This is a genomic window from Amycolatopsis sp. NPDC104587 (genome assembly GCF_055583645.1).
Window position 1 is genome coordinate 107,967 of sequence record NZ_JBVJNO010000015.1, and the last position, 23,166, is coordinate 131,132.

The 23,166-nt window shown below is 71.5% G+C and carries 21 protein-coding genes and 1 pseudogene; 11 read left to right on the top strand and 11 right to left on the bottom strand.

Features of this window, described 5'->3' with window-relative positions; translation table 11 throughout:
- Nucleotides 1-68 precede the first annotated feature (68 nt).
- Together ACZ61C_RS37890 and ACZ61C_RS37895 are read left to right on the top strand one after the other, a co-directional pair.
- Complete coding sequence (locus tag ACZ61C_RS37890) at nucleotides 69-1,259, top strand: FAD-dependent monooxygenase (RefSeq protein ID WP_465312732.1); 1,191 nt, start codon at nucleotides 69-71, stop codon at nucleotides 1,257-1,259.
- Nucleotides 1,260-1,350: 91 nt separating this feature from the next.
- Nucleotides 1,351-2,249, top strand: a pseudogene (locus ACZ61C_RS37895) (MCE family protein).
- A gap of 19 nt (nucleotides 2,250-2,268) precedes the next feature.
- Here the strand turns inward: ACZ61C_RS37895 and ACZ61C_RS37900 are convergent.
- Complete coding sequence (locus tag ACZ61C_RS37900) at nucleotides 2,269-3,000, bottom strand: class I SAM-dependent methyltransferase (RefSeq protein ID WP_465312733.1); 732 nt, start codon at nucleotides 2,998-3,000, stop codon at nucleotides 2,269-2,271.
- On the bottom strand, nucleotides 3,000-3,917 hold the full coding sequence (locus ACZ61C_RS37905) for a proteasome assembly chaperone family protein (RefSeq protein WP_465312734.1): 918 nt from the start codon (nucleotides 3,915-3,917) through the stop codon (nucleotides 3,000-3,002). The genes ACZ61C_RS37900 and ACZ61C_RS37905 overlap by 1 nt, the downstream gene beginning before the upstream one ends.
- Before the next feature lie 174 nt (nucleotides 3,918-4,091).
- On the opposite strand from ACZ61C_RS37905, the gene ACZ61C_RS37910 reads away from it, so the two are divergent.
- The 7 genes from ACZ61C_RS37910 (at nucleotide 4,092) to ACZ61C_RS37940 (ending at nucleotide 9,103) form a co-directional block, all read left to right on the top strand.
- Nucleotides 4,092-4,601 (top strand): PH domain-containing protein, encoded by a 510-nt coding sequence (locus tag ACZ61C_RS37910; protein WP_465312735.1) that lies wholly within the window; start codon nucleotides 4,092-4,094, stop codon nucleotides 4,599-4,601.
- A complete protein-coding gene (locus ACZ61C_RS37915) occupies nucleotides 4,601-6,151 on the top strand; it encodes a PH domain-containing protein (RefSeq protein WP_465312736.1) in 1,551 nt (516 codons plus the stop codon). Before ACZ61C_RS37910 ends, ACZ61C_RS37915 begins: the two co-directional genes overlap by 1 nt.
- 79 nt (nucleotides 6,152-6,230) lie before the next feature.
- On the top strand, nucleotides 6,231-6,926 hold the full coding sequence (locus ACZ61C_RS37920; RefSeq protein ID WP_465312737.1) for a 3-keto-alpha-glucoside-1,2-lyase-like domain-containing protein: 696 nt from the start codon (nucleotides 6,231-6,233) through the stop codon (nucleotides 6,924-6,926).
- 121 nt (nucleotides 6,927-7,047) lie between these two features.
- The gene (locus tag ACZ61C_RS37925) at nucleotides 7,048-7,833 is read left to right on the top strand and encodes an IclR family transcriptional regulator (protein ID WP_465312738.1); all 786 of its coding nucleotides are present in this window, start codon (nucleotides 7,048-7,050) and stop codon (nucleotides 7,831-7,833) included.
- 31 nt (nucleotides 7,834-7,864) lie between these two features.
- The gene (locus ACZ61C_RS37930) at nucleotides 7,865-8,368 is read left to right on the top strand and encodes a GNAT family N-acetyltransferase (protein WP_465312739.1); all 504 of its coding nucleotides are present in this window, start codon (nucleotides 7,865-7,867) and stop codon (nucleotides 8,366-8,368) included.
- A 133-nt stretch (nucleotides 8,369-8,501) separates the two neighbouring features.
- Entirely contained in the window at nucleotides 8,502-8,699 is a 198-nt protein-coding gene (locus ACZ61C_RS37935; protein WP_465312740.1) for a hypothetical protein, read from the top strand.
- Nucleotides 8,699-9,103: a VOC family protein gene (locus tag ACZ61C_RS37940; RefSeq protein WP_465312882.1), complete on the top strand. Its 405-nt coding sequence runs from the start codon at nucleotides 8,699-8,701 to the stop codon at nucleotides 9,101-9,103. The genes ACZ61C_RS37935 and ACZ61C_RS37940 overlap by 1 nt, the downstream gene beginning before the upstream one ends.
- Before the next feature lie 3 nt (nucleotides 9,104-9,106).
- Here the strand turns inward: ACZ61C_RS37940 and ACZ61C_RS37945 are convergent, their stop codons facing one another.
- Both ACZ61C_RS37945 and ACZ61C_RS37950 read right to left on the bottom strand, forming a co-directional pair.
- On the bottom strand, nucleotides 9,107-10,366 hold the full coding sequence (locus ACZ61C_RS37945) for an aminotransferase family protein (RefSeq protein WP_465312741.1): 1,260 nt from the start codon (nucleotides 10,364-10,366) through the stop codon (nucleotides 9,107-9,109).
- 93 nt (nucleotides 10,367-10,459) lie between these two features.
- Entirely contained in the window at nucleotides 10,460-11,644 is a 1,185-nt protein-coding gene (locus tag ACZ61C_RS37950; RefSeq protein WP_465312742.1) for a CaiB/BaiF CoA transferase family protein, read from the bottom strand.
- A gap of 154 nt (nucleotides 11,645-11,798) precedes the next feature.
- Between ACZ61C_RS37950 and ACZ61C_RS37955 the strand changes: the two genes are divergently transcribed.
- On the top strand, nucleotides 11,799-13,772 hold the full coding sequence (locus ACZ61C_RS37955; RefSeq protein WP_465312743.1) for an NPCBM/NEW2 domain-containing protein: 1,974 nt from the start codon (nucleotides 11,799-11,801) through the stop codon (nucleotides 13,770-13,772).
- A 3-nt stretch (nucleotides 13,773-13,775) separates the two neighbouring features.
- Here the strand turns inward: ACZ61C_RS37955 and ACZ61C_RS37960 are convergent, their stop codons facing one another.
- On the bottom strand, nucleotides 13,776-14,753 hold the full coding sequence (locus tag ACZ61C_RS37960; protein ID WP_465312744.1) for a helix-turn-helix domain-containing protein: 978 nt from the start codon (nucleotides 14,751-14,753) through the stop codon (nucleotides 13,776-13,778).
- A gap of 83 nt (nucleotides 14,754-14,836) precedes the next feature.
- On the opposite strand from ACZ61C_RS37960, the gene ACZ61C_RS37965 reads away from it, so the two are divergent.
- Nucleotides 14,837-15,091 (top strand): hypothetical protein, encoded by a 255-nt coding sequence (locus tag ACZ61C_RS37965; RefSeq protein ID WP_465312745.1) that lies wholly within the window; start codon nucleotides 14,837-14,839, stop codon nucleotides 15,089-15,091.
- Here ACZ61C_RS37965 and ACZ61C_RS37970 read toward each other — a convergent pair.
- The 6 genes from ACZ61C_RS37970 to ACZ61C_RS37995 form a co-directional block, all read right to left on the bottom strand.
- Nucleotides 15,043-15,723 carry a GntR family transcriptional regulator gene (locus ACZ61C_RS37970; RefSeq protein ID WP_465312746.1) on the bottom strand — a complete coding sequence of 227 codons (681 nt, stop codon included), beginning with the start codon at nucleotides 15,721-15,723 and terminating at the stop codon, nucleotides 15,043-15,045. The genes ACZ61C_RS37965 and ACZ61C_RS37970 overlap by 49 nt on opposite strands.
- Nucleotides 15,724-15,727: 4 nt before the next feature.
- A complete protein-coding gene (locus ACZ61C_RS37975; RefSeq protein ID WP_465312747.1) occupies nucleotides 15,728-16,513 on the bottom strand; it encodes an SDR family NAD(P)-dependent oxidoreductase in 786 nt (261 codons plus the stop codon).
- A 1-nt stretch (nucleotide 16,514) separates the two neighbouring features.
- Nucleotides 16,515-18,215 carry a hydantoinase B/oxoprolinase family protein gene (locus ACZ61C_RS37980; RefSeq protein WP_465312748.1) on the bottom strand — a complete coding sequence of 567 codons (1,701 nt, stop codon included), beginning with the start codon at nucleotides 18,213-18,215 and terminating at the stop codon, nucleotides 16,515-16,517.
- A complete protein-coding gene (locus ACZ61C_RS37985) occupies nucleotides 18,212-20,245 on the bottom strand; it encodes a hydantoinase/oxoprolinase family protein (RefSeq protein WP_465312749.1) in 2,034 nt (677 codons plus the stop codon). Before ACZ61C_RS37985 ends, ACZ61C_RS37980 begins: the two co-directional genes overlap by 4 nt.
- Entirely contained in the window at nucleotides 20,242-21,846 is a 1,605-nt protein-coding gene (locus tag ACZ61C_RS37990) for a thiamine pyrophosphate-binding protein (protein ID WP_465312883.1), read from the bottom strand. Before ACZ61C_RS37990 ends, ACZ61C_RS37985 begins: the two co-directional genes overlap by 4 nt.
- A gap of 71 nt (nucleotides 21,847-21,917) precedes the next feature.
- Complete coding sequence (locus tag ACZ61C_RS37995) at nucleotides 21,918-23,096, bottom strand: NAD(P)/FAD-dependent oxidoreductase (protein WP_465312750.1); 1,179 nt, start codon at nucleotides 23,094-23,096, stop codon at nucleotides 21,918-21,920.
- Between the last annotated feature and the right edge of the window lie 70 nt (nucleotides 23,097-23,166).

Consider the following 23,166-nt stretch of genomic DNA (forward strand, 5'->3'; position numbering starts at 1 on the left):
ATCGTGCGAGGGCCGTCAGCGGTCTCCCGCACTCTTCGGTCATCAGCACCGACCGAGAGGAACTTCCGATGACCGCCAAGACCGTGCTCGTGTCCGGGGCCAGCATCGCCGGCCCGTCGGCGGCCTTCTGGCTGCACCGCAGCGGCTACCGCGTCACCGTGGTCGAGACCGCGCCCGCGCTGCGGCCCGGCGGGCAGGCCGTCGACTTCCGCGGGGAGCAGGTCAAGCTGCTCGACGCCATGGGCATCCTCGACGACGTCCGCCGCCACGAAACCGCCATGGGTGACCAGACCGTGCTCGGGCTCGACGCGCGGCCGGCGCTCACCGTGCCCGGCGCCGCCTGGAGCGGGGAGGTCGAGATCCTGCGGGGTGACCTCGCGCGGATCCTCTACGAGCACACCGCGGACTACACCGAATACGTCTTCGGTGACCGCGTCACCAGCCTGACCGAGACGGCGGACGGCGTCGAGGTCACCTTCTCCCGCGGCGCGCCGCGGACCTTCGACCTCGCCGTCGGGGCCGACGGCGTGCACTCCGGGGTGCGGGCCGCGGCCTTCGGGCCCGAGGCGGACTTCCGCCGCGACCTCGGGTTCGGCATCGCCGGGTTCACCGCGCCCAACCACCTCGGCCTCGACCACAGCAGCGTCATGTACAACGAGCCCGGCCGCGGCCTGACCGTCGGCAGCCACCGGCTGCCGGACCGGCTGCACGTCGCGCTCGTCTTCGCCGCCGACGGTGTCGAGTTCCGCCGCCGCACCACCGACGAGCAGCGCGCGCTCGTCGCGCAGCTCTTCGCGGACACCGGCTGGGAGACGCCGAAGCTGCTCGAAGCGCTGCCGGCCACGGACGACCTCTACGTCGACTCGATCAGCCAGATCCACCTCGACCGCTGGTTCAAGGGCCGGGTCGTGCTCCTCGGTGACGCCGCCTGGTGCGCCGGCCCGGGCGGGTCCGGCACCGGGCTCGCGATGATGGGCGCGCAGGTGCTGGCCGGCGAGCTCGCCGCGGCAGGCGGTGACCACCTGACGGCGTTCGCGAAGTACGAGGAGCGGCTGCGCAAGCCGGCCACCGTCGGGCAGAAGAACGGCAAGGGCTCGGGCAACTTCCTCGCCCCGCGCACCGTCGCGAAGATCCGCAGCCGCAACCGCGGCTACCGGATGCTGAACACACGGTTGTTCGGCAAGGTGTTCCTCTGGATGACCGACCGCGCGGCCAACGCGGTGGAATATCGTGAGTACCCGGCGCTCACCGCCGCGTGAGCTGACGGTGGTCGGCGACGGCACCACCTACGCCGCCCGGTTCCCGATCCGGCCAAAAGCAGGCCGCCCCTCCAGCGGCACGTAACGGTAGATGCGAAATCATGCGGCCGTGGCTGTGGGCGGATCGGGAACAGCCAGCACAGTCGGTGAAGCAGCCGGATTGGCCAAGGGCAACGACGTCCGCGTCGCCGGGGTCAAGGTCGGTCGGGTCGCGGACATCGAGCTGAGCGCGACCACGTGCTGGTTTCCTTCCAGGCCAAGGGAGCCTGGCTCGGGGACACGACCGGCGCGTCGATCCGGCTGAAGACCGTGCTGGGCCAGCAGTACCTCGCCCTCGACCCGCGGGGCGAGGGCACGCTCGACCCGGACGTGCCGATCCCGCGCTCCCGCACGAGCGTCCCCTACGACATCCTCACGGCGTTCGGCGACCTTTCGTCCACTGTGGACCGGATCGACACCACGCAGCTGGCGAAGAGCTTCGACACGCTTTCGGCGACACTGGCGAACACCCCGCAGAGCGTCCGGGCCGCGCTCACCGGGCTGTCCCGGCTGTCGGACACGCTCGCGTCGCGCGACCACCAGCTCGGCACGCTGCTGGCCAACACCCGGGTGGTTTCGCAGACGCTCGTCGACCGCGACAGCGCCGTGCGGCAGCTCCTCGCCGACGGCAACCAGCTGCTGTCCGAGGTGAGCCGGCGTGAGCAGGCGATCAGCACCCTGCTCGACGGCTCGCGGCAGCTCGCGACCGAGCTGTCCGGGCTGGTCGACGACAACAACGCGCAGCTCGACCCGCTGCTGACCCAGCTCGACCAGCTGACGTCGATGCTGCAGCGCAACCAGGACGCGCTCGCCGCCGGCATCAAGGGGTTCGCGCCGCTGGTCCGGCTCGCGGTGAACCTCTCCGGGAACGGCCGGTGGATCGACGGCTACCTGTGCGGGCTGGTCCTGCCGTCGATGGGCCCGCTCAACGAGGAGGGCTGCCACGGCTGAACCGTCCACTGTGGATGGATCAGGTCACGATGAGCCGGAACCCCGCGTCCCACTCGGGCCGGTCGACCAGCTCCGCGTGCTCGGCGTGCCAGCGGCCCGACTCCAGGTCCGCCCGCAGCCGCGCGATTCCCCGCGCGACGGCGTCCGGCGCGGTCTGCGCGAGCGCCGAGCACGCGCGCCGCACCGCCGGGTCGAGGTAGGCCTCCGGACGCCGCCAGTGCGCCGGGAAGACTCCGTCGGTGAAGTCCCACGGCACCGGCAGCTCGACCACCGAAGCCGCCCCGAGGAAGTCCGCGATCTCCGGCGCCGACGGCCGGGACGACTCCAGCGCCGCGACCTCCGGCACGTACTCGCGCACCAGCCAGAAGCTTTTGTGCAGCGCGGTGTCGTAGGCGAGGACGACCTGACGGCGCGAGACGCGGCGCAGCTCGGTGAGGCCGCGACGCCAGTCCGGCCAGTGGTGCACGGTCAGCACCGCGAGCGCGGCGTCGAACGCGCCCGCGGCGAACGGCAGCGCTTCGGCGACCGCGCGCACGACCGGCGCGGCGCCGGGACGGCGTTGCCGGATCATCTCCGCCGACGGCTCGACCGCGACGACCGCGCGCCCCGGCGGCTCGTAGGAACCGGTTCCGGAGCCGACGTCGACGACCGAACGCGCGTCACCCAGCGCGTCGAGCACCGGCGCCAGCCAGCGCGGGTCGGTCCGCCGCCCCAGCGCGTAGCCGACGCCGATCTCGTCGTAGCGCGTCATCAGCGCTCGGGGCCGTCGCCGCCGTTCTGCTCCGCCAGGAAGCGCTCGAACTGCGAGCCGAGCTCCTCGGCGGTCGGCATGTGCTCGACGGACTCCGCGAGCAGGCTGCCCTTCTCGGACGCCTCGATGAACGTGTCGTACTGCCGCTCGAGCGCGCGGACGACGTCGGCGACCTCGTCGGACTCGGCGACCTGGCGGTTGATCTCGGCGTCGGCCAGCTCGGCGGCCGCGCGTAGCTCGCCCTCGGGCAGGCTCAGCCCGGTCGCGCGGCTCAGCGCGTCGAGCACGATCAGCGACGCGCCCGGGTACGTCGACTGCGCGAGGTAGTGCGGCACGTGCGCGGCGAAGCCGATGGCGTCGTGGCCCCACTCGCCCAGCCGGTACTCCAGCAGCGCGGCGGCGCTGCCCGGCACCTGCAGCCGGTTCGGCAGCGGCTGGTGCTCGCCGACCAGGTCCTTGCGGGTGGCGTGCGCGGTGACGCCGAGCGGGCGGGTGTGCGGCGCGCCCATCGGGATGCCGTGGAACCCGGCGGTCAGCCGGACGCCCCAGCGCTCGACGAGGTTGCGGACCGCGGCGCAGAACCGCTCCCAGTCGTGGTCCGGCTCCGGGCCCGACAGCAGCAGGAACGGCGTGTCGTCGGCGTCGTGCAGCAGGTGCACGACCAGCTCGGGCGCGTCGTAGTCCTCCCAGTGGTCGACCGCGTAGGTCATCGTCGGCCGCCGCGAGCGGTAGTCGATGAGCCGGTCGACGTCGAAGCGCGCGACCACCCGGTGGTCCCCGCCGAGCAGGTGCTCGGCCAGGAGCCGGCCCGCCGAGCCGGCGTCCATGAACCCCTCGAAGTGGTGCAGCAGCACCGCCCCGGTCAGGTCGGGGACGTCCGAGTCCACCTCGTAGAGATCGTCGGGATCGAATCCCACCAGGTCCTCCTGCTCGCAGCTACTTCTCTCCGTAGAGCACAACACACGCGCGAGGGAATTCCATTCCTCCGGCGGTGGCGCCGATCGTAACGGCACGCGATCGAGGCCGGACCGGATCGGCATCGTGACACATGTCCTGGGCACACAAGCCACCGATCGGGCACGCTTGAGCCCGTGAGCGAACACACCACGAACACGGCGTTGCGGCTGCGGCCACCGGCGCACCGGGTCAGCCGCCGGGCCATCGGCTACTGGACGGCGACCGCCGCGATCCTCTGGATCGTGCTGCTCGGGATCCAGACCGTCATCGTGGTGACCAGCGACGATCCACCGGCGTTCCTCGACGTCACGCTGGTGGTCTCCGCCGTGCTGGCGCCGCTGCACCTGATCGTCATGCCGCAGTGGCGCTACCGCGTGCACCGCTGGGAGGTCACCGACGAGGCCGTCTACACGCAGGCCGGCTGGCTGAAGCAGCAGTGGCGGATCGCGCCGGTTTCGCGGATCCAGACCGTCGACATCGAGCGTGACCCCTTCGAGCAGCTCTTCGGGCTGGCGAAGATCACCGTGACGACGGCGTCCGCGGCCGGCCCGCTGCGCATCGCGGGCCTGACCCACGACCGCGCGCTGGAGCTGGCGGACGAGCTCACGAAGACGACGCAGGCGATCCGGGGGGACGCGACCTGATGAGCACCGAAGCCACCGAAGCCGCTGTGGTCCTGCCCGCCGAAGGCACGCAGGACGCGCCGTGGCACCACCTCGACCGCCGCATGCTGCTCATCCGGCCGGTGCTGGACCTGGTGAAGTCGCTGCCGGTGCTGCTGGGCGCGCTGCTGTTCGGCCACGGCGAGCCGTGGCAGTGGATCGGCCTGGTCTTCACCGCGATCGCCGTGTTCACCGGTGTCTCGCACGTGCTCACTTCGCGCTACCGGATCACCGCGTCGCAGGTCGAATGGCACACCGGGCTGCTGCTGCGCAAGCAACGGGCCATCCCCCGCGACCGGATCCGCACGGTCGACGTCACCTCCGAGCCGAAGCACCGGCTGTTCTCCCTGGCCGCGGCGCGGATCGGCACCGGGCGCCATGCGCACGGCAAGGGGCCGGGCAAGGACGAGCTGGTGCTCGACGCCATCACCGTCGCGGAGGCGCAGCGGCTGCGGACGCTCCTGCTGCACCGCAAGGCACCTGCGGCCGGCTCCGCGGAGGAGCCCGCCGCGCCGCCGGAGCAGCTCGTCGCCGCCGTCGACAAGAAGTGGCTGCGGTACGCGCCGTTCACGCTGTCCGGGCTCGCGGTGGTCGGCGCCGCCGTCGGCACCGTGTACCACTTCGCGCACGAACTGCACTTCGACCCGATCCAGTTCTCGCTGGTCCGGGCGGTCGTCGGGCACTTCGCGGACACGCCGACGTGGCTGAGCCTGGTGCTCGCCGCGGCCGGGCTGCTGGTGCTCGTGTCGGTGCTGTCGGTCGGCGGGTACGTGCTGTCGTTCTGGAACTTCCGGCTGACCCGCGAGCCCGCCGGCACGCTGCACATCCGGCGCGGGCTGATCACGACGCGCTCGGTGTCGATCGAGGAGGACCGCCTGCGGGGCGTGGAGATCCGCGAGCCGCTGCCACTGCGGCTGGCCGGCGGCGCGCGCTGCGTCGCCATCGCCGGCGGCCTGCGCGAGGGCAAGGGCGCGGACAAGAGCGGCGGGCTGCTGCTCCCGCCCGCGCCGCTCGCGAAAGCGCACGAAGTCGTCGCGGAAGTGCTCGGCGAGGACCCGGTCGCGACGCCGCTGACGCGCCACCCGCGCCGGGCGCTGTACCGGCGGCTCTCCCGCGCCGTCACCGGCGTGCTGCTGCTCGCCGCCGCGCTCTACGGCCTCGCGTGGCTCGGCGCCCTGCCGGACTGGCCGTGGCAGGCCGCGCTCGTGCTGCTGCCGTTCGCCCTGCTCGTCGGCTGGGACCGCTACCGCGGCCTCGGGCACGCGTTCACCGGCCGGTACCTCGTGACGCGCTCGGGCTCGCTGGACCGCGGCACGGCGGCGGTCCGCTGCGACGGGATGACCGGGGTCGTCGTCGAGCGCTCGTACTTCCAGCGCCGGGCCGGGCTGGTCACGGTCATCGCGCCGGTCGCCGCGGGCAAGGGCCACTACCGCGTGCTCGACGTCGCCGAGGCCGACGGGCTGACGCTCGCCGACCAGGCCGTGCCGGGCCTGCTGACGCCGTTCCTGACCGGTCAGCGGGATCGCGGTTGACGCCTCACCCGCGCGGCTCGTAGCGTGAAATCCGCCGTCCGAACGTAATGCCCATCACGTTCGTCGAGAGGACGGCAGGATGTTCCGGAAGCTCCTTGGCGTGCTGGCCGCGGGGATCGTCGCGGCCTCGGTGTTCGCCCCGGCCGCGCAGGCGGCGGACAACCCTTACGGTGACCCGAACCTGGTGCCGATGTTCACCGGCACGGACCTGAGTTCTTGGACGTCGTCGAAAGCCGGCCTGTGGTCGGCGAAAGACGGCGTCATCCACGGGAATGGCACCGCGCGCGGCTGGTTGTACTACAACAAACAGCAGGTCGGCACGTTTCGGTGGATATTCAATGTCCGGCAGGTCAAGGGCAACCACAAACCGACCGTGTTGATCTGGGGCACCACCGACCCGATCCGCGACGCGTTGAGCGCGATCCAGTTCCAGCCGCCGAACGGCGGGCACTGGGACTACCGGCCCGGGCACAACGACGGCGGCGGCAAACTGTTCAAGCAGCTTTCGCACCCCACGATCGACATCAAGAAGTGGGCGCAGTGCGAGCTGATCGGCGACGTGGCGACGGGCGTGGCGCGGATGGCCTGCTGTCCGCTCACCGGGACGGCCGTGACCTGCAAAGGTGTCGAAGTCCTGCAGTTCACCGACAAGACCGCCGGGCGCGTCGGCCCGCTCGCGCTGCAGGTGCACAACTCCGGCATCCAGGACGAGTACCGCGGGCTCTACGTCGAGTCACCGGTGGTGACGAAACCGGGCGAGTTCCTCACGCTCTGACCCGCGGTTTTCTCGAATGGCGGGGCCGTCGGCGGATTGCTGGCTTTCCTTTCACACAACGTGCTAATTTATTCACCCCGTGTGATAGCGAAGGTCGTTTTTGTCTCACCGAGAGGTCACGATGACGCCTGCCGTCAGTACCGTCGACGGTTCCGCCACCACCGAACCCCGCCGCACCCCCGGCGCCAGCAGTTCCCGGAAGGTCCTCCAGCTGCTCCTCGCCTTTTCCGAGCGGCGCTGGGAGGCCAGCGTCGCCGAGCTCGCCGCGACGATCGGCACCCCGGTCGCGACGACGTACCGCTACGTGGCGCTGCTCAAGGAGCTGCAGCTGCTCGAGGAGGGCCGGGCCGGGCACTACCACCTCACCAGCCAGGTGATGCCGCTCGCGCGCGCCGCGCAGCTGGCGAACGACCTCGTGCGGCTGGCGAAGCCGGCCATGGAGGAAGCCGCGCGCGAGCTCGGCGAGACGGTGATGCTCTTCCAGCAGTTCGGCGACGCCGCCGTGTGCGCGGACCGCGTCGAGTGCGACCGGGCGATGCGGTTCACGTTCGAGCCGGGGCATTCGGTCCCGCTCGGCGTCGGCGCGTCCGGGAAGATGCTGCTCGCGCTGCTGCCGGAGATCGAGCTCGAACGGCGGCTGGCGACGGTCGTCGAGCGGCGGGGCACGGCCGTGCGCGACGAGCTCAAGCACGCGCTGGAGAACCGGTTTTCGGTCAGCTCCGGGGAAATCGACGAAGGCGTGTGGGCGTGTTCGGTGCCGGTGCCCACCTACGGGCGGCGGCCGACCGTGCTGAGCCTGGCCGGCCCGGCCGCGCGGATCACCGAGGAGGCCCGGCACGCCGCGATCACCGCCCTGCAGGAGTACGCGACCCGGATCCAGCGGACCGTTTCGTCTTATTCGCTGTGAAAATCCCGGCCGGACGCGTACGAATGCGATCGTGATCCGGCTCGCGCGCCCCGACGACCTGCCCGCGCTGATCGAAATCGAGCGTGCCGCGGGCAGCCTCTTCCGCGACGTCGACATGGCCGCGATCGCCGACGACGACCCGGGTTCGGTGGCCGAGCTGGCGGTGTACCAGTCCGCCGGGCGCGCCTGGGTGGCCGTGGACGACGCCGACCGGCCGGTGGCGTACCTCGTCGCCGAGGTCGTCGACGGGCACGCGCACGTCGAGCAGGTCTCCGTCCGGCCCAGCCACGCCCGGCGCGGCCTCGGCAGCGCGCTGATCGAGGCGCTCGCCGCCTGGGCCGTCGAGCGCGGTCTGGCGGCCCTGACGCTCACGACGTTCGCCGCGGTTCCGTGGAACGCGCCGTACTACGAGCGGCTGCGGTTCCGGGTCCTCGAGGACGCGGAAATCGGCGCCGGCCTGCGGGAGATCCGTCGGGTGGAGGCCGCCCGCGGCCTGGACGCGTGGCCGCGCGTGGCGATGATCCGAACACTCTGACCTGCGACTTTGCCCATTCCTCCCCTGGGCGGGGGATCCACTGGCGCACCCGGTCGAACATGTGTTCTACTGTGCGGGCCGGTCCCGGAGGGGGAAGCTCCGCGGGCCGGCCCACAGACTTCGGGAGGTTGTTGTGGCGGTCAAGATCACCCACTTGATGAACGGCCAGCAGGTGCGGTTCGCCAACGCCGACGGCGCCCGCCGGTACGCCGAGATCATGGGCGGCGGCGTGGACAAGTGGCGCTTCACGGTCGTGCCCGAGGACCCGAGCCTCCGGAAAATGTCGGACTCGGTCGTTAACGTGCCGGTATGGCGCATGACTTCCAGGTAGTGGTGGATTCGGCCGACCCGCACGTGCTGGCCGACTGGTGGGCCGAGACGCTCGGCTGGTCCGTCGAACCGACCGACCCGGACTTCGTCCGGGAGATGATCACGAAGGGGTACTCGAAGGAAGAGGAGACCAGGACCCACCGCGGGTCGCTGGTCTGGCGGGCGGGAGCGGCGATCCGGCACCCGGACTCACCACCCCGCCGGATCCTGTTCCAGGAGGTGCCGGAGGCGAAGACGGTGAAGAACCGCGTCCACATCGACGTCTGGGTCGGCGCGGACAACGTCGAGGCGACGCTGGAGAAGCTGAAGGCCCGCGGTGCGACGTATCTGCACCGCGGGCGGCAGGGGCCGCACAGCTGGGTGACGGTGGCCGACCCGGAGGGCAACGAGTTCTGCGTGTCGTGAACGTCAGCGCAGGCGGTCCAGAGCCTTCGGCAGCGCCGAGGCCAACAGGTCGAGCTCCGGCTCGGCGGCGATGAGCGGTGGCGACACCGCAACACCGCGTCCCAGGTTGCGGACGATCACCCCCTCGTCCCGGCACGCGCGCTGCAGCTTCACCGGCGCGCCCGGATCCGCGTCCATGACCTCGGCCGTCAGCTCGACGGCGGCGAGGAACCCGAGCCCGGCCCGCACCTCCGCGACGAGCGGGTGGTCACTCACGCCGGACACGGCGTCGGCCAGGGGCTTCTCCAGCTCGCGGCCGCGCGGGATGAGGCCGTCACGCTCGTAGATGTCGAGCGTCGCGAGGCCGGCCGCGCAGGCGACGGGGTGCCCCGCGTACGTCGCGCCGTGGCGGAAGATCGGTGCGCCCGGCGCGCCCGTGAAGAAGGGTTCCGCGACCCGCGGGGCGACGACCAGCGCGCCGAGCGGGATGGTGCCGCCGGTGATGCCCTTCGCGGTGGTGATCATGTCGGGCTGGACGGCCCAGCGGTCGATGCCGAACCAGGTGCCGAGCCGGCCCCAGGCGGCGATGACGCAGTCGGCGACGAACAGCACGTCGTGCCGCCGGCAGATCTCGGCAACGGCTTCGATGTACCCGTCCGGCGGCAGCAGAACCCCACCGGCCCCGATCACGGGCTCACAGAAGAAGGCGGCGACGTTCGCGGCGCCGACCCGCCGGATCTCGGCTTCGAGCGCGTCCGCACTGTCGAAGGCAACATGCGAAAACTCGGGCGGCTGCGGGCCGACGTCCTTGGCGTTGGCGGGAATGCCGCCGACGGCGGTGCCGAAGCCATGGGTGCCGTGGTAACCCTGCGCCCGCCCGATGACGTGCACCTTCTCGGGCCGCCCGGTGTGCGCGAAGTAGGCGCGCGCGAGCTTCACGGCGGTGTCGATGACGTCCCCACCACCCGAGCCGAAGAAGACCTTCGACCCCGGCGTCGGCGCCAGCGCGGCAACCCGGTCCGCCAGCTCGATGGCCGGCTCGTTGGCGTTGTAGCCGAACAGGTTGTACGAGTCGAGGGTCTGCAGCTGCTTGCGGACGGCCTCGGTGATCTCGGGCCGCCCGTGCCCGAAGTTGGCGTACCAGAGCGAGGCGGTGGCATCGAAGTACCGCCGCCCGGCGTCGTCCCAGACGTACGAGCCCTCACCCCGGGTGATGACCATCCGATCCCCGTCGACGGCGCCCATATCGGCGAAGGGGTGCCAAAGGGCGTGCTGTGCTGACATCGGTCCTCCTCAGTCCTGCCCCCATCCCTACCAGGGCGAAGCGGGAAGCGCGAACACTCCATCGTGCACAGTTCGAGGGCCGGAGCTGGCCGGTCAGTCCAGGAACTCCGCGATCTCCGCCGCCGAATACCCGAGCTCGGCCAGCACCTCAGCAGTGTGCTGCCCCAAGGTGGGCGGAGCCGACGTCGCCCGAGCCGGAGTCTCCGAAGCCTTCACCGGAAACCCCGTCCCGACATAAGTCCCCACGGTCGGATGCGGCAGCCGCACCACCTGCTCCCGCGCCGCTGCCCACGGATCCGCATAAACATCGTCGATCGAGTTGATCGGAGCCGCCGGAATCCCCGCCGCGTCGAAGTCCTTCAGCCAGTCCGCCGCCGTGCGGGTCGCCAGCACCGGCTCCAGCAGCGCGTTCAACGCATCCCGATGAGCCGACCGCGCCGCGTTCGACAAGAACCGGGCGTCCGAAGCGATGTCCAACCCCAGCACCCCACAGAAGGCGTGCCAAAGCTTCTCGCTGCCCACCGCGATGATCAACCAGCCATCGGACACCTGATACGCCTGGTACGGGACGATGCTGGGGTGCGCCGAGCCCATCCGGCGCGGTCGCGGGGTGTCGTAGAACGAGGCGCCCGCCGCGTAAACATGCCAAGCCAGCTGACTGTCCAAAAGGGACACGTCGAGGTACTGGCCGCGGCCGGTCGTGTGCCGGGCCTGCAGCGCCATCAGCACCGCGATGATCGCCCACGTGCCCGCGTTCAGGTCCGCCACCGGCAGCCCGACCTTCGCCGGCGCGCCGTCGGGCTCGCCGGTCAGGGACATGACGCCGCCGAGGGCCTGCGCCACCAGGTCGTAGCCCGCGCGGTCGCGGTACGGCCCCGTCTGCCCGAAGCCGGTGATCGACACGTGGATCAGCCGCGGGTTCAGCGCGGACAACGCGGCGTAGTCGATCCCCCACCGCTCCAGCGTCCCCGGCCGGAAGTTCTCGACGAGCACGTCCGCGTCCGCGACGAGCCGGCGCAGGGCCTCGCGCCCGCGGTCGCTCTTGAGGTCCAGGACGATCCCGCGCTTGTTCCGGTTCGCCGCCAGGTAGTAGACGGCTTCGTCGCCGACGAACGGCGGCCCCCAGCCCCGCGTGTCGTCGCCCTGGCCCGGCGGCTCGACCTTGACGACGTCCGCGCCCATCTCGCCGAGGTACTGCGTGCAGTACGGCCCGGCGAGGATGCGCGAGAGGTCGACGACCTTGGTCCCGTCCAGCGGGCGGAAGGGGGCAGGGGTCATCAACGGCTCCTCGTCGGGCTCGGCGTCCGGCCCCCTTTCTACCTCCCGCTGACCGGGAAATGGATTACCTACTAACGGACGTAGACGACAGTCACTCCCATCCTGTTCATTGTTGAGTGAGTCTGTGCAAAGTTGCGCACTCCCGGAGGGACCAATGCGTCGTCTTGTTGGATTGGCGGCCACGCTCGCCGCCTGCACCACTGTCGTCACCGTCGCCCAAGCCACGCCCGCCCAGGCCGCCGAACCCCGGTACTTCGCCGCGCAGCGCGTCGGCGAGCGCCCGCCGATGGGCTGGAACAGCTGGAACAAGTTCGGCTGTGACATCAACGAAGACCTGATCCGCGGCGCCGCCGACACACTGGTGTCGTCCGGCATGAAGGACGCGGGCTACCAGTACGTCAACATCGACGACTGCTGGGCCGAACAGAACCGCACGGCCGAGGGCAAGCTCGAGCCCAACCACGAGAAGTTCCCGCACGGCATCAAGGCGCTCGCCGACTACGTCCACGGGCTCGGCCTCAAGCTCGGCATCTACACCAGCGCGGGCACGCTGACCTGCCAGAAGACGATGCCCGGCGCGCTCGACCACGAAGAGGCGGACGCGCAGTCGTTCGCCGACTGGGGTGTCGACTACCTCAAGTACGACAACTGCAACAACGAGGGCCGCGACGCGATCGAGCGCTACACGAAGATGGGCGACGCGATCAAGAAGACCGGTCACCCGATGATCTACGCGCTCTGCGAATGGGGCGAGAACGACCCGTGGACCTGGGGCCGCGACGCGGGTGCGCAGCTCTGGCGCACCACCGGCGACATCAGCGACAACTGGGGCAGCATGACCGGCATCCTCGACCAGCAGGCCGGCCTCGAGAAGTACTCGGGACCGGGCGGCTGGAACGACCCGGACATGCTCGAGGTCGGCAACGGCGGCATGACCGACGCCGAGTACCGCTCGCACTTCGCGCTGTGGGCGCTGCTGAACGCGCCGCTGCTGGCCGGCAACGACCTGCCCGCGATGTCGCCGGCCACCAAGAAGATCCTGGAGAACCGGGACGTCATCGCGCTGGACCAGGACTGGGCCGGCACGCAGGGCCACAAGATCCGCGACGACGGCGACACCGAGGTCTGGGCGAAGCCGATGTCCGACGGCTCGGCCGCGGTGGTGCTGTTCAACCGCGGCTCGGCGGCGGCGGAGCTGCACACCACGGCGAAGGACCTCGGTCTCAAGGGCCACACCTACCGCGTCCGCGACCTCTGGAGCGGCACCGAGTCCGAAACCGCGGGCACTCTCCGCGCCGCCGTCCCGTCGCACGGCTCGGCCGTCTTCCGCGTCTGGCCGTCGACGCACCCGGCGGCGGCGCCGATGACCACGCTCGCCCTCCCGGCCCCGGACTACGTGCCCGCCGACCGGCCGCTGACCGCGACGCTGAAGGTCACCAACGACGGCAGCACGCCGATCGCGGCCGTCCGGACGAGCATCACGGCGCCCGCGGGCTGGCAGCTGGCCGGCCCGGGCTCCTTCACGACGCCGTTCGTCCTGCCCGGGAAGTCCTGGCAGCACGACGTCACCTTCAAGCCCGCCGGCCCGACCGGCGAGCGGGTCACGCTCACCGCGAAGACGAGCTACCTGACCGCGTGGGGCAAGCGCGAGCTGACGTCGGAAGGCACGTCACCGCTGGTCACGCGGCCCGCGGCGGGCACGACGGCGTTGTCGAAGGCCGCGTGGATGTCCTCCGACAACGGCTGGGGCCCGGTCGAACGCGGGACCAGCAACGGCGAGAGCAAGGCGGGTGACGGCCACCGGATCACCATCGCCGGCACCGGGTACGACGACGGGATCGGCGCGCACGCGCCGTCCAGCGTCCGGATCTACGTCGGCGCGTCCTGCACCTCGGTCAGCGCGCTGGTCGGCATGGACGACGAGAACTCCGGCGGCAGCGCGGGCTTCCGCCTCCTCGGTGACGGCAAGGAGCTGGCCGCCACCGGCGTCATGCACCCCGGGGACAAGGCGCAGCCGCTCGACGCGCAGCTGTCCGGCGTCCAGGTGCTGGAGCTGGCGGTGAACGACGGCGGGGACGGCAACACCAACGACCACGCCGACTGGGCGAACGCCACGGTCACCTGCTGAGTCTCAGGCCTCTTCCAGGAGCACCACGGCCTGTGGCGTCTGCTGGTAGAGCACGAACCGCCCGTCGCGGACCTTGCTGACCAGCCCGGCGCGGTGCAGCGCGCCGAGGTGGTAGGAGATGGTGCCGGGCGCGTAGCCGATCCGGGTGGCGAGCTCCGCGGTCGACCTCGCGGTCTCGAGGTCGGCCAGCAGGGCCGCCCGGGCCGCGCCGACCACCTGCGCCAGCTTGCCGCGCCGGTGGTCGCGGCCGGTCCCGACCCGGTGGGCGGGGTAGTAGAGCACGAGCTGGCCGGGCACGTCGACCTGCACGGCGAAGCCCGGCCAGCTCAGCACCCCGGGCGCGAGCACGAAGTCGCGGCCGGTGCCGTCGATCTCGCCGCTCCAGGTCGCGGCGAAGGTGATCGTGCGGCCCGTCCAGCCGATGCCGGGGTGGAGGCTGCCGAGTACACCGCCGATCCCGTGGCGGGTGATGGTGTTCGCGCGGTGGGTGATGTCCTGCTCGATGATCGAGTTCAGCTCGGCCCAGCCCTCGGCCAGTGCCTCCCGCCAGAACCGCGCGAGGCCGGCGGCCAGCCGTCGCGCCAGCCGTCCCGAGTCCGCGACACGGCGGGTCGCGACCGGCAGCGGCCGGCTCCAGTGCGCCCGGGTGTAGGTGAAGACCTGCTCCTCGAGCTCGTCCGGCGCGGTCGTTTCGATCCGCGCGAGCTGCTCGTCGAGCAGGTCGCGGGGCCGGGTGGCAGTGCCGGGCTGCGGGGTGAGCAGGTCGGGTGTGTAGATGTCACCGGGGCGCGGCAGCAGGCCCGCGAGCAGGGCGACGTCCGGGTGCGCGAGCGCCGCGCGGGCGAGCGGGCCGGGATCGCCGAACACGGGGTGGCGTCCCGCGGCGGCGGTGAGCTTCAGCCACGCCAGGGACTCCGAAGCCGGTGACGGCGAAAAGCGGGTCCTGGCCACCGTCTCGGCGTCGACCCGCAGCGTGAACACCGGTTGACGGTAACACCGGCCGCCCGATTTGAACCGGCTCGAATCCTTTCCGGTCCGGTGCTCGCGGAGGGTTCAGTGGACGCATGTTCGCCCGCGCGACGACCACCGCCGCCGTGGCCGCGCTGGTCCTCGCCGGGGCGCCGGCCGCCGAGGCGCGTCCCCTCGGCTACGCGGTCACCCACGTCGTCGGGACGGTGACCCGGCACCACTGGTCCGCCGGCGCCGACGGGACGTACCGGGCCGTCACGTCCCGCGAGCTGCACACGTTAACGATCGTTTACCCGACGGCTCAGGACTCGCTGAGCGCGAGCAGCCGGGCTTCGGCGTCGCGCAGGTAGCGGTCCAGCGCCGACTCCGCCGCGGCGAACCGGCCTCGCCGCAGGTCACGCAGGATCTTCTCGTGGCAGTCGAGGAACGGCTCGTAGAACTCCCGCGTGTTCTCGTTGAGGACGAAGAACAGCCGCGTTTCGGCGAGCACCTGGCGCATGGTCGCGGAGATGCGTTCGCTGCCCGCGAGGTCGACGAGGGCCTGGTGGAAGTGGATGCTCGCGGTGCCGACCGCCGGCCAGTCCGCGGCCCGCGCCGCCGTCCGGCCGTCCCGCAGGGCCTGCTCGACCGGCCCGAGGTCCACCGCGGGCAGCTCGGCCGCGCGGCGCAGCGCCCCGCATTCGGTGGCCCGGCGCACGACGTACAGGTCTTCGATGTCCTCGACGGTCAGTTCGCGCACGAACACCCCGCGGTTCAGCTCGTGCACCGCCAGCCGCTCGTGGGCCAGCAGCTGGAACGACTCGCGCAGCGTGTTGCGCGAGACGCCGAGCGCCGAGCTGATCACCGGCTCGGACAGCCGTTCACCGGGGGCGAACACGCCGTCGGTGATGTACTGGCGCAGGATCGCGGCGACCCGCTCGGCGGTGCCACTGCGTTCGAGCTGGTGCCGCTCGCTCTCCAGCCCCGAGGCATCGACGGACACGGCGCTACCTGACGCCGAGCTCGAAATCGAGGCTGTAGCGGTTTCCCGGCATCGCGCCCGCGGCCTTCGCGCCGTCGATCGGGAGCACCACGCCGTTGATGAACCGCGACTCGTCGCTCGCCAGGAACACGACGGCTTTCGCGACTTCCCAGGCTTCGCCGACGCGCGCCGCGGGGGTGCTCGCGACGAGCTGGTGCTGCTTGGTTTCGAACTCCTCCGGCGAGTTGAGCGTGCCGCGCAGCATGTCGGTGTCGATCGCGCCGGGGTTCACCGTGTTGGCGCGGATGCCCTGGTGGGCGTGGGCGACGGCGATGGACTTCGTCAGCCCGACCAGCGCGTGCTTGGTGGCGTTGTAGACGGGGTCGCCGGGGCGGCCCATCACCCCGCCGTTCGACGACGTCGTGACGATGCTGCCGGCCTTGCGCTCGATCATGTGCGGCAGCACGGCGCGCGTGCCGAGGAAGGCGGCGCGCACGTTGAGCGCGAAGATGCCGTCGAACTCGGCCAGCGTCGTGTCGGCCAGCGGCTTGCCGAGGTGGCCGCCGACGTTGTTGAACAGGACGTCGATCCGCCCGGTTTCGGCGATCACACCGTCGACGAACGCCGCGACCTGGTCCTCGTCCGTGGCGTCCACAATGGAGTGGCGGTACCCGTCGACCCGTTCCGCGGGTTCGCGGATGTCCGAAGCGAACACCGTGGCGCCTTCGGCGAGGAACTCCTTCACCGTGGCGAGGCCGATGCCCCGCGCGCCACCGAACACGACCGCCACCTTGCCGGCCAACCGACTCATGTCACTCCCCTGCCCTCAGCCGAGCTGTCCGCTCGTCGTCCACCTCGTAGTCCTCGGGCAGCCGGACGAGCGCGTCCGGTTCCCCGAGGTAACGCACCTCTACGCCGTACACCACACGCGCCGCCGCCACCGAGACGTACCCCTCGACGACGTCGGCGAGCACCGCCGTCACCGGCCGCTCGAACGGCGGCCCGTACCCGCCGCCGCCCGGCAGCGTGACGTCCACAACGGACTCCGCGGCCAGCGTCACCCGGCTCTTCGCGGGCAGGTCGTCGCCCTCGCACAGCCCGAACCGGCCGGCCGCGCCCGGCCCGCCGCCGTCCACTCCGGACGCTTCGGCACGCACCCGGTCGACGTTCCCGTTGACACTCCACGCTTCCGAGCCGCGGACCGCCATCGTGGTCACCTGACCGAGACCGCCGCGCCACCTTCCGGCGCCGCCGGAGTCCACCCGCAGCTCCCGGGTGTGCTGGACGAGCGGCGCCATCGTCTCGATGACCTCGGTCGGCGTCGACCGCAGCCCGCTCGGGAAACCGGTGGTGTTCAGGCCGTCCTTGTCCACCCGGGCGCCCGTCCCGCCGGTCTGGAAGACGTTGAGCATGAACCCGGGACCACGCCAGATGGTCATCCACAGCGCGTCGGCGCTCGGCGCGATCGCGGTGCGGGGCAGCGCGCCGATCAGCAGCGACGGCAGGAAGTGCCCGATCAGGTGCCGCGACGCGACCGGCGCGGGCGGCAGGCAGTTCAGCACCGAACGTTCGGGCGCGGTGACGTGCACCGGCCGGAACGACCCGGCGTTGTGCGGCACCTCCGGCGAGATCGCCGCCTTGACCGCGAACGACGCGTACGCGCGCGTGTAGTTCAGGACGACGTTGATCCCCCGGCGGCTCTGCGGCGACGAACCCGCGAAGTCGAGGTGGATCTCGTCACCGTCCACAGTGGCCGTCACCCGCAGGACGACTTCTTCGTCATCGAAGCCGTCGGTGGCGATCTCGTTGGTGTACGTGCCGTCCGGCAGCTCCCGCAGCGCGTCGCGCAGAGCTTTCTCGGACCGGTTCATGATCTCCGCGGCGACGTCGTCGAGCGAGTCGAGCCCGAACTCGTCGAGGAGCCGCAGCAGGCTCGCCGCGCCGACCTCGTTGCCGGTGACCTGCGCGTACAGGTCGCCGATGGTCTCCTCCGGCGTCCGGACGTTGGCGCGGATCAGCCGTTCCAGGTCGGTGTTGACCTCGCCCGCGCGCAGGAACTTGAGGATCGGCAGCCGAAGGCCCTCTTCGAAGACCTCGTGCGCCTCGGCGGAGACGAGCCGGCCGCCGATGTCCGGCGCGTGGCAGCACGACGCGAACCACGCGACGAGCCGGCCACGCCGGAACACCGGCGTCGCCACGGTGATGTCGTTGATCTGCCCGGCGGTCTGCCACGGGTCGTTGGTGAGCAGCACGTCACCGGGTTCGAGCGTCTCCGGCGGGTAGGCGGCGACGAAGTGGTGCATGCCGGTGGCCATCGCGTTGATGTGGCCGGGCGTGCCGCCGACGGACTGCCCGATCATCTCGCCGCGCGAGTCGAACACCGCGCAGGCCAGGTCGAGCGATTCCCGCACCACCGCGGAGAAAGCCGTGCTGACCAGCGCGTTCTGCTGCTCGGCGAGGATCGAGTGCAGCCGGTTGCCGAACAGTCCGACCAGGATCGGGTCGACGCTCACACCGTCACCTCCAGCGTGGCGTCCTCTCGGACGACGCAGTGCGCGCCGGGTGGGACGACCACAGTGGACTCCCGTTCCTCCACAATGGCCGGTCCGTCGATCCGCACGCCTGGTTCGAGCCGGTACCGGTCGAAGACCGCCGTGTCGACAAATCCTCCGGCTGCGGGAAAGTAGGCCTTGCGGGTGCCCTTGCGCGCGTCACCGCTGGTCACCCGCGTCTTGAGCCGCAACGTGACGTCCGGTGCGGGCCCGCTCGAGACGACGCGCCAGTTCAGCACCTCGACGCCGACCTCGGGCCCGGTGCGCCGGTAGAGCGCGCGGTAGGTGGCCGTGAACTCCTCGATGAGGGTGTCCGGCCAGCTGCCACCGTGGACCGGGACGCGGATTTCGTATCCCTGACCGGAATAGCGCATCTCGGCGATCCGCCGATGGGTCACTTCGTCCACACCGGACTTCGCGAGCAGCGCCGCGCCCTCGGCCTCCATCTCGGCGAACAGCGCGTCGACCTGCTCCCACGCCAGGTCGTGCACGGCCGCGCGGGCCGACCGGACGAAGTCGAACGCCAGCGGCGCGGTGAGGAACCCGGCCGCGCTGAGCACTCCGGCGGCCGGCGGCGCGACGACCGACGGCGCCCCGAGCGCGCGGGCGACACCCACGCCGTGCACCGGGCCCGCGCCGCCGAAGGTGTACATCGGCAGCTTCACCGGGTCCTGGCCACGCTCGACGGCGTGCACCCGCGCGGCGTTCGCCATATCCTCGTTGACACTCGTGTGGATGCCCCACGCGGCCTCTTCGACACTCGCACCGAGTGGTCCGGCGATCTTTTCCGCGATGGCCGACCGCGCCGCCGCGGCGTCGAGTGTCATGCTGCCGCCGAGGAAGTACCCCGGGTCGAGATAACCGAGCACCAGGTCGGCGTCGGTCACGGTGGGCTCGGTGCCGCCCCGGCCGTAACAGACGGGCCCGGGCTCGGAGCCCGCCGAGTCGGGCCCGACGGTCAGCAGGCCGAGCGCGTCGATCCGGGCGATCGAGCCGCCGCCGACGCCGATCTCGATCATGTCGGTGACCGGCACCTGCACCGGCAGCCCCGATCCCGGGAGCAGCCGGTACTTGCGGTCCACTTCGAACTGATGGGTCACGAGTGGTGCGCCGCCGGCGATCAGGCACAGTTTCGCCGTGGTGCCGCCCATGTCGAAGGCCAGCAGGTCGCCGGGTCCGATCGCGGCCGCGGCGAGTGCCCCGCCCGCCGGGCCGGACTCGAGGATCCGGATCGGGTGCCGGGCCGCGGTGTCCACAGTGGCCAGACCGCCGTTGGACAGCATGATGAGCGGCGCCCCGCTGATCCCGAGCCGCCGCAGCCGGTCTTCGAGGTCCCGCAGGTAGCGTTCGGTGAGGTCCTGAACGTAGACGTTGGCGACCGTGGTCGAGGCACGCTCGAACTCGCGGATCTCCGGGACGACGTCCGACGACAACGCCACCCTGAGCGACGGCGCCGCCTCGGCCAGGATCTCGGCGGCGCGCCGTTCGTGGGCCGGGTTGGTGAACGAATGCAGGAAGCAGACCGCGACCGCTTCGATGCCGCGTGCCACGAGCTCCCGGCCCAGCCGCGCGACGTGCGCCTCGTCGAGTCCGGTGTGGACGGACCCGTCGGCCAGAATCCTTTCCGGGACGTCGAAGCGCAGGTGCCGCGGCACGAGCGGTGCGGGCAGTTCGAGGTGCAGGTCGTAGAGCTCGTACCGGTGCTCGCGCCGCATCTCCAGGACGTCGCGGAAGCCCGCCGTCGCGAGCAGCGCGGTCCGCGAGCCCTTGCGCTCGATCAGCGCGTTGGTCACCAGCGTCGTCCCGTGCACGACCTGCTCGACGTCCCCGGCGACGATCCCGGCGTCCGCCAGCAGCGCGTCGAGTGCCTGCGCGATCGCACGCGCCGGCTCATCGTGCGTGGTCAGGACCTTGCCGACCGCGACGGTCCCGGTCTCGTCCACCGCGCAGAGGTCGGTGAACGTGCCGCCGATGTCGACGCCGACCCTCATCCCGCGGCCTTCCGGTACCACCGCGGCGAGGTGTTGAGCGGCGGCTTCAGCTTGGCCTTCACCACCAGCACGTTCGGCTCGTCCGACTCGACGAACTCCCCGAGCAGCCGCCGGAACGCCCGCCCGAACCCGGACACGCGGTCGGCGTGCACCCCGAAGGACCGCGCGAGACCGACGAAGTCCGGGCTGTCCCAGTCGACCCCGCGACGCGGAAGTCCCTCGCGTTCCTGGTCGTAGCGCAGCATGCCGTATCCGCCGTCGTCGACCAGGACCACCGTGACCGGCAGCTGTTCCTGTGCGAGCGTCGCGAGATCTCCGCAGGCGTAAAGGAAACCGCCGTCCCCGGTGATGCAGATGGCGCGCCCGACCCCCGCGGCAGCGGCGCCGAGCGACGCCGGGAAGCCGTACCCCAGAGTGCCCCAGCCCATCGGGTAGGCGAGCTTGCGCGGCGCCCGCACCCGGTGGAAGCCGCCGACCCAGTACCCGGCGACGCACATGTCGGAGACGAGCACGGCGTTCGTCGGCAGCACCTCGTCCAAAGTGGACAGGAAGTCGTAGGCCTGCGGCTCTTCCTCGCGGATGCGCTGCCGCACCCGGCGGCCGATCCCGGCCAGCCGCAACGTGATGTCGTTGAGGCCAGGACGTTGTTTCGGCAGCAGCCGCTCGACGATCGCCCGCGCGTCACCGACCAGCGTCAGGTCCGGCGGGTAGTTCTTGGCGGCGTCGTCGGCGTCGACGTTGACCGCGATGAGCTGCCGCGGCTTCGGCATCAGCCAGTTCTGCGTCATCAGGCCGTCGAAGTCGGTGCCGATGGCGAGCACGACGTCGGCCTCGTCCCACAGCTCCCCGACCTCCGGCGTGTGCACCGGGTTCGGCGCCAGGCACGGGTGGTCGAGCGGCAGCAGGCCGCGCGCGCCGAAGGTGGTGATCACCGGCGCGGCGATCTTCTCGGCGAGCGCGCCGATCGCGTCCCCCGCGCCCGACCGCAGCGCGCCGCCCCCGGCCCAGATCAGCGGGTTGCGCGCGTCGGACAGCATCGCTTCGGCCCGCGCGAGGTCGGGGACGTCGCTCTCGGGCTTGCGGTGCGGCGCGGGCGGACGCCGGTGCGGCACCGTCTCGCGCAGGTAGTCGGTCGGCACGCCGAGGTAGACGGGCCCGCTCTGCGGCTGCAGCGCGAGCCGCGCCGCGCGGTGCACGGTGGTGCCGATCTGGTCGGCGGCCCGCACGGTGAAGCCGCCTTTGGTCACCGGCGCGAACATCGCCTGCTGGTCGGACGTCTCGTGCAGCACCCCGCGCACAACACCCGGACGTCGCAGCGTCGAAGGGATGTCGGTGGCGATGACCAGCACCGGAGCCGCGGACGCCATGGCCTCGCCGACCGCGCCGAGGGTGTTCGCCGCGCCCGGCCCGGTGGTCACCAGCGCGACGCCGAGCTTGCCGGTGGCGCGGGCGTACCCGTCGGCCGCGTAGCCGGCGGTCTGCTCGTGCCGGACCCCGACGAGCTTGATGTCGGTTTCGGCGAGCGCCTCCCACAACGGCAGGTTGTGCACTCCCGGGAGCCCGAAGACGATCTCGGTCCCGAGCGTTTTCAGCGCGTCCACCAGCTCCCGAGCACCACTCACAGCCACGGCCCGGATACTGCCAGATCGTTGAACGATCTGGCAATCAGCCCCTAGACGATGTTGCGCTCGGCCGGTGCGGTATCGGCGCCTTCGAACCGGCGGACGTCGAGCCCGGTGATGTCCACGGCCGGCGGTCGCCCCAGGTAGAGGTCCCGGACGAGCTCCCCGGCGGCCGGGCCCATCTGGAAGCCGTGGCCGGAGAAACCGGTCGCGTAGAAGAACCGCGACAGGAGGACGCTTTCCCCGATGATCTGGTTGCGGTCCGGCGTCATTTCGTACAACCCGGCCCAGGCGGTCCGGACCCCGGCGTCGAGCACGGCCGGAATCCGCCGCCCGGCCACCTCGGCCAGCCGCGGCAGCCACTCGCCGGCTTCGTAGCGGGTGTCGAAGCCCGGGAAGCCGTCGTCGTCGCAAACGGACATCGCCAGACCTGCACCCTCCCGGTGGAAGTAGAACGCGGACGGCATCTCTATGGTCAGCGGCACCTGCTCCGGCAGGTCGGGCACAGGTCCGGTGAAGACGACCTGCCGCCGGAAGGGACGCACCGGCAGGTCCAGCCCGGCCAGCTCCCCGACGCGCCCCGACCACGCGCCTGCAGCGCACACGACCACACCTGTCCGGACGAACCCCGCCGACGTGTTAACGCCGGTTAACTGGTCGCCGTCCCGCTCGATGCCGGTGACCTCCACGCCGGTGCGCAGCTCCGCGCCTTTCGCGCGCGCAGCTCTCGCATAGCCCTGCACGACGGCGTCCGGAGTCGCCTTCGCATCATCCGGCGACCAGAGCGCGGCGACCAGCCCGTCGGTCTCCAGCAGCGGCATGACGCGCTTCGCTTCGGAGGGCTCGAGCAGGTAGCTCCGGACGCCGTGCGCCTGTTGCAGCTCTGCGCAATGTCCGAATGCGGGCACGTCCGCGGGGTCGGTGAGCAGGTACAGGTAGCCGTCCCGCCTGAAGTCGATCTCGACGCCGAAGTCGTCGGAGAAAGCGCTGTACGCCGCGAGCCCGCGCAGGCCCAGCTCGACGTTGACACCGCTGGTGAACGACGAGCGGATGCCGCCGGCCGCCTTCGCCGTCGAGCCCTCTCCCAGGCCGCCGCGCTCCAGCAGCAGGACGTCCACCCCGGCCTCGGCCAGCCGGAACGCGCAGCTCACCCCGATCACCCCGCCGCCGACCACGACGCACTCGGCCATCGGTGGCAAGGACGTTTCCCCGGAGCCGCGGACGGTCATACTCGCCAATGTAGAACGTGATCCACCCACGGTCGCCGAGCGCGTAGAGTCGGCGTGCCGAGTGCGGAAG

Bases quoted from the DNA above. Each gene is read 5' to 3' on its own strand.
- ACZ61C_RS37890 (WP_465312732.1), top strand. From the start codon at position 69: ATGACCGCCAAGACCGTGCTCGTGTCCGGGGCCAGCATCGCCGGCCCG.
- ACZ61C_RS37900 (WP_465312733.1), bottom strand. From the start codon at position 3,000: ATGACGCGCTACGACGAGATCGGCGTCGGCTACGCGCTGGGGCGGCGG.
- ACZ61C_RS37915 (WP_465312736.1), top strand. From the start codon at position 4,601: ATGAGCACCGAAGCCACCGAAGCCGCTGTGGTCCTGCCCGCCGAAGGC.
- ACZ61C_RS37920 (WP_465312737.1), top strand. From the start codon at position 6,231: ATGTTCCGGAAGCTCCTTGGCGTGCTGGCCGCGGGGATCGTCGCGGCC.
- ACZ61C_RS37925 (WP_465312738.1), top strand. From the start codon at position 7,048: ATGACGCCTGCCGTCAGTACCGTCGACGGTTCCGCCACCACCGAACCC.
- ACZ61C_RS37945 (WP_465312741.1), bottom strand. From the start codon at position 10,366: ATGTCAGCACAGCACGCCCTTTGGCACCCCTTCGCCGATATGGGCGCC.
- ACZ61C_RS37950 (WP_465312742.1), bottom strand. From the start codon at position 11,644: ATGACCCCTGCCCCCTTCCGCCCGCTGGACGGGACCAAGGTCGTCGAC.
- ACZ61C_RS37955 (WP_465312743.1), top strand. From the start codon at position 11,799: ATGCGTCGTCTTGTTGGATTGGCGGCCACGCTCGCCGCCTGCACCACT.
- ACZ61C_RS37965 (WP_465312745.1), top strand. From the start codon at position 14,837: ATGTTCGCCCGCGCGACGACCACCGCCGCCGTGGCCGCGCTGGTCCTC.
- ACZ61C_RS37975 (WP_465312747.1), bottom strand. From the start codon at position 16,513: ATGAGTCGGTTGGCCGGCAAGGTGGCGGTCGTGTTCGGTGGCGCGCGG.
- ACZ61C_RS37985 (WP_465312749.1), bottom strand. From the start codon at position 20,245: ATGAGGGTCGGCGTCGACATCGGCGGCACGTTCACCGACCTCTGCGCG.
- ACZ61C_RS37995 (WP_465312750.1), bottom strand. From the start codon at position 23,096: ATGACCGTCCGCGGCTCCGGGGAAACGTCCTTGCCACCGATGGCCGAG.